Here is a 13742-nt window from a genome sequence, read left to right as displayed (position 1 = left end):
AGCAGCGGTCACTGCGTACTGAGGGGCCCAGACAATGATTCGGACGGCCATCGTCGGCCTCGGAAAGATGGGTTTGTCGCACCTCGCGATACTGCGTACCCATCCGGACCTCGAGGTGGTCGGTATCTGTGATTCGACCGGCTATGTGCGCGACGTCCTCGCCAAGTACACCGGGCTGCCCTGTTATGACAACCTCGATCGGATGCTGGCCGACACCAGGGCCGAAGCGGTTGTGGTGGCGGTCCCGTCCCGGTTGCATGCGCCGATGGTGGAGGCGGCCTTGCGGCGCGGGACGCATGTCTTCTGCGAGAAGCCGTTCGTCCTTGACGTGAGCGACGGCGAACGCCTGGTCGCCCTGGCGGAGGACAGTCAGCTCGTTACTCAGGTCGGCTATCACTGCCGCTTTGTCGGCGCTTTCAAAGAGGCGGCACGGATCGTCTCGTCGGGCGCCGTCGGGCGGGTACACCACGTGCGCGCGGAGGCATACGGGCCGGTCGTCCTCCGCGAAAAGGGAAGCACCTGGCGCGGGGTGAAGGCCGAAGGCGGTGGCGCCCTCTACGACTACGCGTGCCACGCCATCGACCTGATGAACTTCGTTGCCGGCGTGCCTCATTCGGTCGACGGAGTCGTTCGTCACGGCGTTTTCTCGCGCGACGTCGACGACGAGGTCTACTGCACGATGCGCTATGCCGACGGCGCGAGCGGCCAGTTGTGCGTGAACTGGAGCGATGAGAGCTTTCGCAAGATGTCGACAAAGGTGTCGGTGTGGGGAACGAACGGGCGCGTCACTGCCGATCGGCAGGAATGCCAGATCTATCTGCGCGAGGCGCACCCTAAGCTCCCCGATCTGCAACCGGGATGGACGATCCGGTACACGACAGATCTCACCGAGGAGGTCTGGTATTACCTTCGCGGCGAGGAGTACTCGGCACAGATCGACTATTTCGCCCAGAGCGTGATGACGAATCGCACCAATGGCGTGAACACCTTTCGCTCGGCGCTTGACGTCGACCGGGTGGTCGACATGATCACCGGCGCCGGGCTGAGCGTGCGCCCCGAGCCGCCAGCGCTGCCGGCGGCGAACGGATCTCCGCGCGGTTCACGGCGCCGCGAGCTTGTGGCTCGCATCAGGAAATTCGCAACCCCGAAGGCGTCTTGATCATGGACCGTGTGCTTTTCGGTGACAACCAATTTTTCGGTGTCAACCACATGTCCGAGGAGAAGGCGCGCGCCCAGGCGATGCGGTTCCAGCACCTCGCCCCGGTGCTGGCGACGCTCGATGACGCCTATCAGGAAGGCATCCGCACATTTGTCTGCACGACTCACGATCGCGTCGGCGAAATCTGCGATCACTTCCGGGCCAACCAGGCTCAATACCCCGATTACGTCTTCTACCCGGGCATGCCGTATGCGCACAAGTACGCGAACGCCGTCACCGAGTTCGGGATGGTCGAGGCGCTGCGGAAGTTTCTGCCGGACACCGGGGCCGTCAGGTCGATGTTCAAAGGTGGAGTCGCGCTGGCAAGCAAGGACATCGAGCCGATAATGCAGCTTCTGGTCGATGCCGAGATGAAGATGTTCGCCGGACTGTCGACGCCGATCATCTTTGTCCAGAACGTCGTTACCGACTTGCTCCTCGGACTGGGAATGGATGAGGCCTTCCGGTTTTTTGCCGATCACGTGAGGACCAAGTACGGCGCCGAACCGGGCTTCATCACGATGAATCTTCCGCGCCTCCTCGACGCGCTGGACCGGCAAGGGATCGAGAACCCGGTCGTATGCGCCAATTTCAACAAGATCGGCTTCCGGATGTGTGGGGGCATCGAGCTTTACGAGAAGACGATCCGCGAACGCCAATGCCGGCTGATCGCGATGTCGGTCTTCGCCTCGGGTGCGATCCCGCCACGTGAGGCGATCGAGTACATCTGCGGGCAACCACAAATCCAGTCCATTGTCTTCGGCGCTTCCAGCCGTGCGAACATCCGGCAGACCAAATCGCTCATCGACGAACTCTGGCAGGTATCAGCGTGATTCCGGTGGACGGCAAGCCATTCGGGCTTTCGTGAGGTGCTCTGCGAGCCGGACGCCCAGCGCGATCCCGAGCAGCGTCGGATTGGCCTGGCTCGATGTCGGAAGAACTGACGTGCTCGCCACATATAACCCACGCACCCCGTGGACTGCGAGGTTGGGATCCACGACGCCGCCGGCCTCGGTTTCGGACATCCGGGTGGTCCCGGCCTGGTGGAACCCGGCCCGGCCCGCCAGAAAGGCACGCACCGTGCCCCCGATGTCGTCGGTCAGCCATTCCACCCACCCGACGCCGTGACGGCGAAGGTGCTCATCGATGAGAGCGATGGCCTTGCGTACGCTTTCGCAATCGTCGTCGGAGAAGTGCATATGCGTGCGAATCTTGGGCATGCCGAGAGCGTCCCGCTCATCTGACAGCTCCACCCGGCTTTCCCAGTGCGGAACGTGCTCACCGTGGTAGTGGAGTAGGTATCGGTTGTCGGCGCTCTTCACGAAAAAGCCCGGCGCCTTGCGGCCCTTGCGGAAGAACCGGGCATAGGAGAACGTGACCATGAATCGGATCGAGCCGAAGAGGTCTCGCGCGATGTTGCGCACATGCGCGAGGATCCGCGGCGACCCGTCCGTCTTCGTGTGCGCCTCACGAATCGCCTCCGCAAGCAGGAATCGGCCGAGCGGAGAGATCAGCGTCAAGTAGACCCCCGACAAGATCCCACTTCCGTGACCGGGATCGCTGATCGGCGGATTCACCAACCATACTGCGGCGTTCGGCATCTCGGATTCGGCCAGCAGCCGCGGGTCGAAGGTGAAGCGCCGGCGAACGTACACCCCGTCGTTGTCCCGCTCGTATGCGTGGATGACCCGGTCCGTCGTGAAATGCACTCGCGCGACCCGGGCTTCGACGTGGGACATGTACCAGCGCCCCAGGTGGCCGCCCGCGTTCCCCAGCCCGGCCGGATGGTGGCGGTTCGACGCGAGCAGCAGCCGGGTGGCCTCCAAACCGCCGGTCGCGATGATGTAGTCCACCGCGACCACCCGGCCCTGTCGGCCGTCAAGCGTTTTGACCACCAGGTGGTCGACGGAGTCGCCGGCCGGGGTCGTCACGATTTCGGTGCAGGTCAGGCCGGTCCACAGGGTGAGAGAGGAGGTGTCGCGCAGCATGGTCGCGTACTCGCGCCCGAAACGCGTTGGCAGGGACCAGCGTTCGAGATCGGTCGTGCGTACCGCGGCGTCGGGAAGCCCGGCGACCATGTCCTGCTGCGCGATCTCCGGGATGTCGCGCGCATTGAACACCGCCCTACCGCACACCGCCCAGTCGCAGGCCCTTTGCAGGTACGGCTCAACATCCTGGTACCGGATGGGCCACGGCGCGTCGGCGGTGATCGACCGGTCCTCGAAATCGATGGGGTCGAAGCTGACACATCGCCCACCCCATAGCGCCGTCGTGCCGCCCACCTGCCGGCGGACCGTCAGGTCACTGCGCGAGTGGAAGTAGTCGTTTTGTCGGGAATCGAACGACGCCAGCTGCTGCGCTGTGCGGTCCGCCCCCTCGAGACCACTTTCGATCAGCGCCACGCGGATGCCGGAGCCCGCGAGTTCCAGCGCCGTCGCGATGCCGATCGGGCCGGCCCCGACCACCGCCACATCGGTCTCGACCGTCATGTTGGGCACGAAGTCCGCCGGGCCGCCGATCATGCGGCAGCGCCGTTTCGGAACTCTTCGACCAGAGCGAGGAACCGCGCGACGGTCTCAGAGTCCGGCGGCGCCGAAACCGCGGCCGCCGCCTCGGCGACCCGTTGTGGCTTGGTGGTGCTGTAAAGCATTGCGCGGCAACTCATTGCGATGGCAGACGAACCGAGGATCAGCCTGGGTAGCGCACCGGAAGCGAGCGGATCGAGCTGCAGGGCCTCGCGCCAGCGCCCCGCCAAGGCGGGGTCGGCCCGTAACGCCGCCGAAAGGGTCGCATAGGGCCTGTTGAGTATGCCGAACGCGAGGTCGGCAGACCGCGGTGAAGGAGCCAGCAGGTCGCTGCGCAGTTGACTCACCGAATCCGGTCCGATCGCGCGAGCGAAATCCACGTCGAGTTCCTCGTCTTGTGAGACGCCCCAGGCACGAATCTTGCCCTGCTGGCGGGCGTCTTCGAAGAATCCGCGGAGTTCATCGTGGACCACCGTGTCCTGAGACCTCGGGGCGTGAAGGAACAGGATGTCCACGTAGTCGACCCGGAGTGCGGTGAGACTTTCCTCGAGGCTGCGCGCCGCGGCGGCCTTGTCATACCGCCGGGCGCTCGCCGACGGCGCCTGCCGGCGCTTGATCGTGCGGCGCAGCGCGGGCGCCCTCGTCAGCAACGCTCGTGCCGGTGCTTGAAACCGGCCGAGGTGCCGCGCCGCGCCGCCCACGTCGATGCCGAACTTGGTCGCGATAGTCACGGCGTCGCGCTGCACGGTGCGCAAGAACGCCCCCAGCTCGGTCTCGGCCCTGCCCAGCCCGTACATCCGGGCGGTGTCGAAGTGGGTGACGCCGCTGTCCACGGCGCTACCCAGCACGGCCATCCGTTCCCGCCGAGACGGCGACCGCATCAGGCCCGCGCATCCAAAACCGATGGCGCTGACGGCCATTCGGGATCGTGTAAGTTCAACGCGCTGCAATGCCGCAGCCCTCGTAGATCCGGCGAAGTTCGGCGTCGATCACGTGCGGACTGCGGGTCGCCGCGACGTGCCGCTGACCGCGCCACCCGTCACGTTCGGCCAGGCCGGGATCGCGCAGGTAGCGGCCGATCGCCGCCGCCAGTGCCGGCACGTCATCAACGGGAACAAGCATGCTCGGGTCCGGTGCGATCTGGGCCGTGCCCCCGACGGGGGTCGCCACGAACGGGCGCGCGCCGGCAAGCGCCTCGGTCAGGATCATCGGCATGCCCTCGGAGAAGGACGGCAGGGTGATCACGCGCACCGACCGGATCAGCTCACGGACCGCGTCGGGGTGTATCGGATCTTCGACGATCAGCCGCTCGGTCGGCGGTGGGGTGTAGTCGTCGATGGGACCGACTATGCGACAACACCCTTCGATACCCTCGGCGAGGAGTAGCCGCCACGCCGCGACCAGCTTGTCGACACCTTTCCGGAGGCCGACGGTGCCGGCGAAAAGCACCACCGGTGGCGTCGATCCGGCCCCGGGCGTACCGCGATCGATCACGATCGGGTTCGCCACAACAGATGTTCGCACCGCGGGCGCCACGTCGGTGACGGCGGCGCGCGCTTCTTCCGACAGCAGGATCACATGGTCGGCATGCTTCAACGTGGCAGCCACGAAGCGGGGGTGTGCCCTGGCGAAGTAGGGGAAGTCCGAGCCGTGCAGGGTGACGATCACCCGTGAGCCCCGGGCCCTGGCCAGTCGAAGCAATGGTCCTTCGCGCAGCCACGCTCCGCCATTTGTCATATGGAAGTGCACGATGCTCGGCCGAGCGGCCCGGGTCAGCGCGAGCGCGACGCGCGCGGTGAGGAACAGGTTCTTCACGTGGTTGTTCCCGTTCCAGGTGGACAGGACTCGGATGTCGTCGGCGCCAATCTTGTTGTCGCGCAAGGTCCGGATCACGGATTGCGTCCCGCCGATGGTGTACATGTCGGGCCCTACGTGGGTCACCGCGATCATTGCGACATCACCAGTGCGGCGGGCGTCTGCGCGCGGTTGCGGTCCACGCCGAAGCGCAGAGGGCGGATCACGCCGCCCCGCTGGCCTTTGACCGGTAGGCGCGGTCCGCGGCCCTGATGTGCAGCGACTGGCGGGCGTCGGTCAGCACGGTGCCGACGATTTCCGCGCCGGTCGCGCGCAGCGCGGCTATCGCGTCCTTGAGTTCGTCTGCGGTGGTGCGTCTCGCGCGAACCACCACCACCGTGGCATGCACGGCGCCGGCCAGCAGTCCGGCATCGGCCGTCGCGAGGACCGGCGGGCCGTCGACCACGATTCGATCGAAGCGCGACGACAATTCCCGCAGGACCCGGTCCAGCACTTCTGGCAAATAGGCGCTGGCAGGCAAACTCTCGCGGCGCGCGGAGCGGGACGCCAGGGTGAACAGCTTCGAAATCGGCGTTGGCTTCACGGCTTCCGCGGCGAGGTCGGGGTTGGCCAGAGCATTGCCCAATCCCTCGCCCGATTCGACCCGCAGTAAGCCGGCGACCACATGCCGACGGCTATCGCCCTCGACAAGCAGTGTGTCCTCGCCCATTTCGGCGAGGGCGAGCGCAAGGTTCATCGCGGTCGTCGTCGTGCCTTCGCCGCCGAACGGCCCGGTCACCAACACCCGGCGGGCGTCCGGTCCTATCGTCCTGAGCAGGCGGGTGCGCATGCCCCGGATGGCGTCGTCGGATGCGGCGTCGGTGCCGAAGCGCGGAACCTTTCCGCGCTTTCCGGGCAGCTCCGCCAAAATCGGCAGTCCCGAAACGGCTTCTAGCTTCTCGCGGGTACGAATGGTGCGGTCGCTGGCCTCGCGGGTCAGCGCCACCGCGATGGCAAGCAGCACCCCGGCGATGAAACCGATCAGCATGTTGCGCATGGGCACCGGCGAAACCGGAATCTTGGATGCCCGAGGCGCTTCGACGACCGTCGCCCGCGCTTTCGGCCACGGTTTCCCCGTCGGCCCCAGCACTCCTGCCGGTACCTGCAGCCCCGGCGGTCCCGGAGCCCCTGGCGGCCCGGGCGGTCCTGCCGGCCCCGGCGGGCCGGGGATGTCCTGCGGTTGGCCCGCCGGCAGGGTCGGCTCATCCGCCTCGGGCCGCGCGCCCGGCGTTGCCGGCACGACCGCACCGTCCGAGGCCGGATTCGCGCCGAGGGTCGGCACGATCACGCCGAATTGATTCGCCATTGCGCCCGCCAGCGCGGCAGCACGCGCCGGATCGGTGTCTTTGACGCTGATCGTGAAGAGCACCGATTTCGCGGTGTATTTCACCTGGGTCTGGCTCAACAGGTCATCGACGCTGATCGGAAGCTGGAGTTGGCGGATAGCACGCTCCGCCACGATGCGCCCTCCGGCGATCTGGGCATACGACGACAGCCGTTCTTGGGCGGCCTCCGTGCCGCTGTACAACTCGTTCAAGTCGGTGGCACCGGAAAACGAGACGAGGACCGTAGCCGACGACTGATAATGCTTCGTCTGCAACGCCGTAACGAACGCGGCGCCGATCGTACAGACCAGCAGCCCGGTCAGGGCGAGTTTCCAGTGCGTGCCGAGAATCCGGACGAAGGTACGGAAATCCATCGGCTAAGAACCTTTCCCGAGTTGCTGGCGCGAATAGCGCCATTGAAGATTTCCTAGCGCCGGCCGCGCGTACCCACAGCAGATTATGCAGCATCATCACGCGCGCTTTGTCGAAATCGACAGGGTGCCTTGATCCCGAGCTGCCGCGCCCGTCGCACAGGTCGCATGGGCGTAGGGTTTCGCCACTCGCGACGCGCCGGTCAGGGCGCCTCGACCCTCCGCACTTCAGCGCTACAGCGAACCCAGTGACGATGACTCGCGATCGGCCAGAAACGGCATCGGCATCCAGCGCGCGGACAGCAAGGCCGCCATCGCATCACCGGGGAGCGGGCGCGACAACAGGAAGCCCTGCGCGCGGTGGCAGCCGTGTTGCATCAGAGTCAGTGCGGCAGCGGGGGTCTCGACGCCTTCGGCGACCACTTCCAGGTCGAACGCCTCGGCCAGCCCGATGATCGCGCGGACGATGGCCAGGTCACCAGCGCTGGTGCCCACGTCACGCACGAACCCGGCATCGATCTTGAGCATGTCCACCGGAAGGGACTTCAGGTGGGACAGAACGGCATAACCGGTGCCGAAGTCGTCGATGGCGATCTGCACGCCCACCTCCTTGAGCTCTGCCAAGGTCTTTCGCGTGGTGTCGATGTCGTGCACCACCGCGCGCTCGGTGATCTCCAGGCACACCGACTCGGCCTCGATGCCGAACTCGCCGATGGTGTCGGCGACACCTTCCACGAAACCGCGGCTGATCAGCTGGATCGGCGACACGTTGATGCGCAGCATGGCGCCCTGCCCGACACCGTTGGCCCGCCACCCGCTGAATTCGGCGCAGGCGCTGCGCATCACCCACCGGCCCAATTCCGCGGCCAGGTTGGTCGATTCGGCGACACCGATGAACGCGTCGGGCAGCAGCAGGCCCCACACCGGATGACGCCACCGCACCAGCGCCTCGGCGCCGACGATGGCGCCGGTCCACAGGTCGACCTCGGGCAGGTAGTGCAGGATCAGGCCTTCGCTTTCGATGTCGCCCTGCAGGTGCAGCTCGATGTCGTTGCGGAAGGCCCGTTTCAGCGACATGTCGTCCGTGGACACCGCGGTCTGGTTGCCGCCGGCGCGCTTGGCCGTCAGCACGGCCTCGTCGGCTCGCCGGAGCAGGTCGGCGCAGTTGTCGGTCCCGGGCGTGCCCACCGCCAGCCCGATGCTGACGGTGCGGCTGATCACATGGCCGCCGATGGTGAGGCGATCGCACAACATCGCCGACAGGCGACGCGCGAACGCCTCGGCATCCTCCGAGGGCATCGGCTGGTGCGGGATGACCACGAACTCGTCGCCGCCCAGCCGGGCGATCATGCTCTGGCTTCCCGCGCACTCCTCGAGGCGCTGCGCGAACATCGTGATGAACCAGTCGCCCGCGGAGTGGCCGAGGTAGTCGTTGATCGGCTTAAGCCGGTCGAGGTCGAGGTAGAAGACCGCGACGGGCCCGGGGCTGCCGGCCGCGAGCCGCTCGGTCAGGTGCGCGACCAGCGCGCGACGGTTGTAGACGCCGGTCAGGTCGTCGTGTTCGGCCAGATAGCGGAGCCGTTCCTCGGCGGCGATGCGGGCCTGCAGCTGAGCGAACAGCGCGGCGACCGCCTCGAGCGTGTTGATCTCCGCTTGTTTCCACTTGCGGGCGCCGAACTTGACGAAGCCGAGCACGCCGGTGGTCGCATCGCCGGACACCAGCGGCGCGACGGCGAGCGACGGCGACACCGGTGACTTGCCCTGGTTCAGCGAGCGGCGAATCCAGCCGCTGGGCCGATCCGGCCGGGTCACCACCGGCTTGCGGTCGCGCTCGCACTGGGCGAGCACCGATTCGGCGCCGTCCAGCTCGAGATCGGCCACCGGATCCGGATCGGTGGCGTCGGTGCGCCTTGGCCACTCGGCCACCGGCACCGAGGCCGGGGCGTCCGGGGCGTGGTGGCGCAGGAAGCTGGCGTCCACGTCGAACTGCGCGACGAGCTGCGCGAGAACCTTTTCGCTGACCTGGGTCGCGGTGGACGCCGTGGCCTCCATCAACTGGGTGGCGACGGAGGTGACCACCAGGTCCAGACTGCGTGGCACGGGTCCTCCGATACGGGCACACTCGGCGACCCGTCCGAATACCCATCGAAGGGGTCCGATAGTTCGCTCGGTTGTTTGCTGGCCGAACGTCGAACCACGCGGCGGCGCGGCCGAAATCCGTTTGGAAACGGTATCACGCACGGCCCGGCCGATCAGGACTTACGGCAAGGTGCCGACGGGCGCCGCGAGGCGACGGATCACTGACCGTTTGCTGAGGCCGCGTCGCTCGGAATGTCAAGTGTGGCAATCGGGTACAGTCCGGAGCCGTCGCGGCCGTCCCGCGCCAGGGCCATCGGGGCGTAGTTCACCACGTGCGAGGCGCCCGGAATGTGCTGTTGCCATTCGACCGAGGCGCGCAGCGTGTAGTGACCCGGCGCCAGGCCGGCGACGTCCACATGCACCGACTCGCTGGCCGACTCCGCGACAGGCTCCTCACGCGACTGGCTGGATTCGTCGTGGACCAACGTCTTGAGGTTGACGTTCGCCGGCAGGCTGCGAACCACCGCGCCCGAGAAGTCCACCAGCTTGTAGCCGGGCACCCAGCGCTCGGTGGCCGCCGCCGAGCCGTAGTTGGTCCAGTCGACCGAGATCGTCGCCACCTTGCCCTGGATCGATTGCGATCCCGGCTTCGCCTCGACCGAATACCGGTAGCCGGCGGACGTATTGGCCTGGCTCCACAGCTGAAACAGCTTGGGATCCATCGCCGACGTCGCATCGCGGTCCGGGAAATCGGCGCTCGACGTCATCGACACGTGATAGCGGATGACGTCGTGCAGGCCCTTCTCGTAATACGACCGGGCGTCGGCACCGCTGGGCAAGCGGCACCACTGGCTGATCACCAGCGCGGTCATCAGCCGCTGCTTGATCGCGTTGACCACCGCGTCGTTGGACCGCACGTAGTGCGAGTCGGTGGCCTCGGCCCATTCCGGCAGGGGCGCCCGCACCCCGAGGCAGTCGGCGCGGATGCCGACCGGTGCGGCCAACTTCTTGGTGATGTCGTCGGCGAACAGTTGGCGGACGATCTCCGGATTCTGCGGGGCCACCACCAGCTGGGTGTGCGGGAAGGCGTTGGTGTTGGCCGCGACCAGCTGCGCGATGGAGGCCTTGGTGATGCTCTGGTCTCGGAACTGGCTGTAATAACCCAGCTTCACCGCGCTGTCGTCGGGGGTGGGACCCGGCGCGCTCAGCGAATCACGCAGGTATGCGAGCTGGTTCTGGCCGAAGTCCCCGTACCCGGAGAACTCGAACACGGACAGGCGCTCGTCGCCGTCGTAGCGGCGGCCGAGCGCGGCCAGCAACTGGCTGACGCCGTTGAGGTAGTCGGGGTCGTTGAAGTTCGGCACCACCTGGGTCACGCCCGGGGCGGAAGCGTTCGGCGGCGCGGGGTAGCTGGCGGCCGACGGGCGCAGCCAGTCCGGAATCGCGATGTTGGTGTTGTCGGCGTAGGCGTCGTTGCAGCAGGACTTGTAGACGTACACGCCCAGGGTCAGGCGCATGTTGCGGCTGCCGAGCTTGGCCAGCGCGTCGTCGATGGCGCTGAAATCGAACTTGCGGTCATCCGGTGCGTCCGGGGGCAGCGTGCGCGGGTCGACGGGCTGCAACTGCCGCCACGAGACGCGCAGGCTGGCGTCGTAGGACGCCGGCCAGGCGGAGTATCGCTGCTGCGCCGAATTGCCTTGCGGGAAAAGCGGATTCAGCATCTCCTCGTACTGGCCGCGCAGCGGGTTCGGGATCTCCTGCGCGGTGCCTGGGATGGCCGGGCTGACCATCGCCGACAGCGGCCCGGGGTCGCTCTTACCGCCGCAACCGGTGAGCACCACAGCCGCGCACACGACAGCGGCCAACGCACGTTTCCTCAATGAGCACACCATGTGACGTCAGATCGCGCCCGACGACAACCGCCCGCGCGGGCTGCACGACCGCGCCGGCGCGGCGCCTCGCCCGGTCAGAGCTGTCATCGTCGTCAAGGTTGCTTCTCCCGATACACACCGATGCGCGGGTAAGTGGCCCCGTATTTCGCGCGTTCTAGTGGTGCGTGCAGGCGGCCCGGGGCAGGCCACGAATTGGCGTAGCGCAGCGTATCATGCGCGTTTCGGCATGGCTTCGCCGCAGCTCAGCGGGGTGCAGGCGGTCATCGGCCCGCAGCGCCGCGTACCGGGAAGTGAGACGGGTCACACTTGCGGGCGACCCTGTCACGCTCGGCGGGTCTGCGGTGTCTCAAGGGCACAGGTCCTCACGAAAAGGAGACAGCCATGACCGAGGTGGCCTCACAAAGAACCCATGTTGTCGTTGTCGGCGCCGGATACGCCGGAACGCTGGCGGCCAACCGGCTGCGCCAGCGCCCGGACATCGAGATCACCGTGGTGAACCCGCGACCGGTCTTCGTCGAGCGAATCCGCTTGCACCAGTTGGTTGCCGACACCGGCACGGCGACCGCCGACTACGCGACGCTGCTCGGCGAGGGGATCCAGCTGATCGTCGACTCGGTTGATCACATCGACACCACCGGCCGCCGGGTGGGGCTGGCCTCCGGCGCCGAACTGGCCTACGACTACCTGATCTACGCCGTGGGAAGCACCGGCGCCACCGCGTCGACGGTGCCCGGCTACGCCGAGTTCGCGCATTCGGTCGCCGACCTGGAAAGCGCGCAGCGGCTGCACTACGCGCTCACCGATCTGCCGCTGCCCGCACCCGTCACCGTGGTCGGCGGTGGGCTGACCGGCATCGAGACGGCCTCCGAGCTCGCCGCGGCCGGACGCCCGGTGACCCTGGTCTGCGGCCCGGTGCTCGGTCCGTCGCTGAGCAAGCGGGGCCGGCGCTCGGTGGCCAAGCGGCTGCGGCGCCTGGGTGTCAACGTGCTGGAGTCCGTGGCGGTGGCCGAGGTGCGCTGGGATGAGGTGGTGCTGAGCGACGGCGTGGTGCTGCCCAGCGGGGCGACCATCTGGACGGCCGGATTCGCCGTGCCGGACCTGGCCGTACGCAGCGGGCTGCACACCGACCCGACCGGCCGGCTGCTCACCGACGAGACGCTCACCAGCATCGACGACGAGCGCGTCGTCGCCGCGGGCGACGCCGCCGCGCCGTCCGGCCAGCCGTTGCGGATGAGCTGCCAGGCCGCAGGCCCGATGGGCGCCCAAGCCGCCGACACCGTGCTCGCCCGTATCGCCGGCGACACCCCCGCGGCGCTGAACCAGGCCTTCGTCGGGCAGTGCATCAGCCTGGGCCGCACGCACGCCACCTTCCAGATGGCGCGCACCGACGACACCCCGGTGAACATGTACCTCGGTGGCCGGGCGGCGGCGTCGCTCAAGGAAGCGATCTGCAAGGGCACGGTGTGGTCGATCCGGCGGGAGGCGGCCAAGCCCGGTTCGTATCGCTGGATCAAGGGCGGCAAGCGGCCCGCGCAGTCCCCGGCCGACCCGGAGGCCGTCGCGCCATGACGCAAGCACCGGCCGGCAGCGAGCACGCCGAACGGTTCACCCTGCTGCGACCACTGCTGTTCACCATCGCCTACGAGATGCTGGGCTCGGCGACCGAGGCCGACGACGTCTTGCAGGAGAGCTATCTGCGGTGGGCGGCGGTCGACCTGGCGACGGTGCGCGACACCAAGTCGTATCTGGCCCAGCTGGTCACCCGCCAGGCGCTGAACTCGCTGCGGGCCGGTGCTCGCCGGCGCGAGGACTACGTGGGGCCGTGGCTGCCCGAGCCGCTGCTGCTCGACGAGCAGGATCCCGCGGCCGACGTCGTTCTGGCGGAGTCGATTTCGATGGCGATGCTGGTGTTGCTGGAGACGTTGAGTCCCGACGAGCGGGCGGTGTTCGTGCTGCGCGAGGTGTTCGGGTTCGACTACGGCGAGATCGCCGAGGCGGTGGGCAGGCCGACGCCCACCGTCCGGCAGGTGGCGCACCGCGCCCGCGAACACGTGCGGGCCCGGCGCAAGCGCTTCGACTCGGTGGACCCGGAACGCAACGCCGAGATCACCGCGCAGTTTCTGGCCACTGCGGCCGGCGGCGACGTGGAAGCGCTGATGACGATGCTCGCCCCGGACGCCACCTGGACGGCCGACAGCGGCGGCGTGGTGAGCGCCGCCCGGCGGCCGGTGGTCGGCGCCGAGAAGGTCGCCCGCGCGGTCGCCGGCCTGATGCGCCGGGCCGCGGCCCTCGGCACGATGCGGGTGGACATGGTGACCTGCAACAGCGCCCCGGCGGTGTTGCTATACCTCGACGAACGGCTCGAGGGTGTGATCACGCTGGAGATCGTCGGCAACAAGATCACCAATTTCTACGTGATGCGCAACCCGCAGAAACTGGCCGCACTGGCCACCGCGCGCGACATCAGCCGCGGCTGAGCGTGGCGATCGCAAAGGGCG

General features: G+C 67.6%; 10 protein-coding genes. 4 read left to right on the top strand and 6 right to left on the bottom strand.

Going from position 1 to position 13742, the window contains the following annotated elements:
• Positions 1–34: 34 nt before the first annotated feature.
• Both ACYQ8K_RS05270 and ACYQ8K_RS05265 read left to right on the top strand, forming a co-directional pair.
• Complete coding sequence (locus ACYQ8K_RS05270) at positions 35–1159, top strand: Gfo/Idh/MocA family protein (protein ID WP_459967391.1); 1125 nt, start codon at positions 35–37, stop codon at positions 1157–1159.
• On the top strand, positions 1156–2031 hold the full coding sequence (locus ACYQ8K_RS05265; RefSeq protein WP_459967389.1) for a hypothetical protein: 876 nt from the start codon (positions 1156–1158) through the stop codon (positions 2029–2031). Before ACYQ8K_RS05270 ends, ACYQ8K_RS05265 begins: the two co-directional genes overlap by 4 nt.
• On the opposite strand, the gene ACYQ8K_RS05260 is transcribed toward ACYQ8K_RS05265, so the two are convergent.
• The 6 genes from ACYQ8K_RS05260 to ACYQ8K_RS05235 all read right to left on the bottom strand — a co-directional run bounded on the left by ACYQ8K_RS05260 (position 2023) and on the right by ACYQ8K_RS05235 (position 11244).
• Positions 2023–3720 (bottom strand): GMC oxidoreductase, encoded by a 1698-nt coding sequence (locus ACYQ8K_RS05260; RefSeq protein ID WP_459967388.1) that lies wholly within the window; start codon positions 3718–3720, stop codon positions 2023–2025. The genes ACYQ8K_RS05265 and ACYQ8K_RS05260 overlap by 9 nt on opposite strands.
• Positions 3717–4643 carry an aldo/keto reductase gene (locus ACYQ8K_RS05255; protein ID WP_459967387.1) on the bottom strand — a complete coding sequence of 309 codons (927 nt, stop codon included), beginning with the start codon at positions 4641–4643 and terminating at the stop codon, positions 3717–3719. The genes ACYQ8K_RS05260 and ACYQ8K_RS05255 overlap by 4 nt, the downstream gene beginning before the upstream one ends.
• 16 nt (positions 4644–4659) lie before the next feature.
• Positions 4660–5673, bottom strand: coding sequence for a glycosyltransferase family 4 protein (locus ACYQ8K_RS05250; protein ID WP_459967386.1), 1014 nt, complete (start codon positions 5671–5673; stop codon positions 4660–4662).
• Between the two features lie 67 nt (positions 5674–5740).
• Positions 5741–7276 (bottom strand): tyrosine-protein kinase domain-containing protein, encoded by a 1536-nt coding sequence (locus ACYQ8K_RS05245; protein WP_459967385.1) that lies wholly within the window; start codon positions 7274–7276, stop codon positions 5741–5743.
• Between the two features lie 231 nt (positions 7277–7507).
• Positions 7508–9373, bottom strand: a complete 1866-nt coding sequence (locus tag ACYQ8K_RS05240; RefSeq protein ID WP_459967384.1) for a putative bifunctional diguanylate cyclase/phosphodiesterase — start codon at positions 9371–9373, stop codon at positions 7508–7510.
• A gap of 197 nt (positions 9374–9570) precedes the next feature.
• Positions 9571–11244 carry a hypothetical protein gene (locus ACYQ8K_RS05235; RefSeq protein WP_459967383.1) on the bottom strand — a complete coding sequence of 558 codons (1674 nt, stop codon included), beginning with the start codon at positions 11242–11244 and terminating at the stop codon, positions 9571–9573.
• A gap of 381 nt (positions 11245–11625) precedes the next feature.
• Here ACYQ8K_RS05235 and ACYQ8K_RS05230 point away from each other — a divergent pair, with 381 nt between their 5' ends.
• Both ACYQ8K_RS05230 and ACYQ8K_RS05225 read left to right on the top strand, forming a co-directional pair.
• On the top strand, positions 11626–12813 hold the full coding sequence (locus ACYQ8K_RS05230; RefSeq protein WP_459967381.1) for an NAD(P)/FAD-dependent oxidoreductase: 1188 nt from the start codon (positions 11626–11628) through the stop codon (positions 12811–12813).
• Entirely contained in the window at positions 12810–13721 is a 912-nt protein-coding gene (locus ACYQ8K_RS05225) for an RNA polymerase sigma-70 factor (protein WP_459967380.1), read from the top strand. The genes ACYQ8K_RS05230 and ACYQ8K_RS05225 overlap by 4 nt, the downstream gene beginning before the upstream one ends.
• The last annotated feature ends 21 nt before the right edge of the window (positions 13722–13742 follow it).

The organism is Mycobacterium sp. MUNTM1, assembly GCF_054660795.1.
Note: the sequence above shows the minus strand (reverse complement) of the source record. Positions and strands in the feature narration are given on the sequence as shown.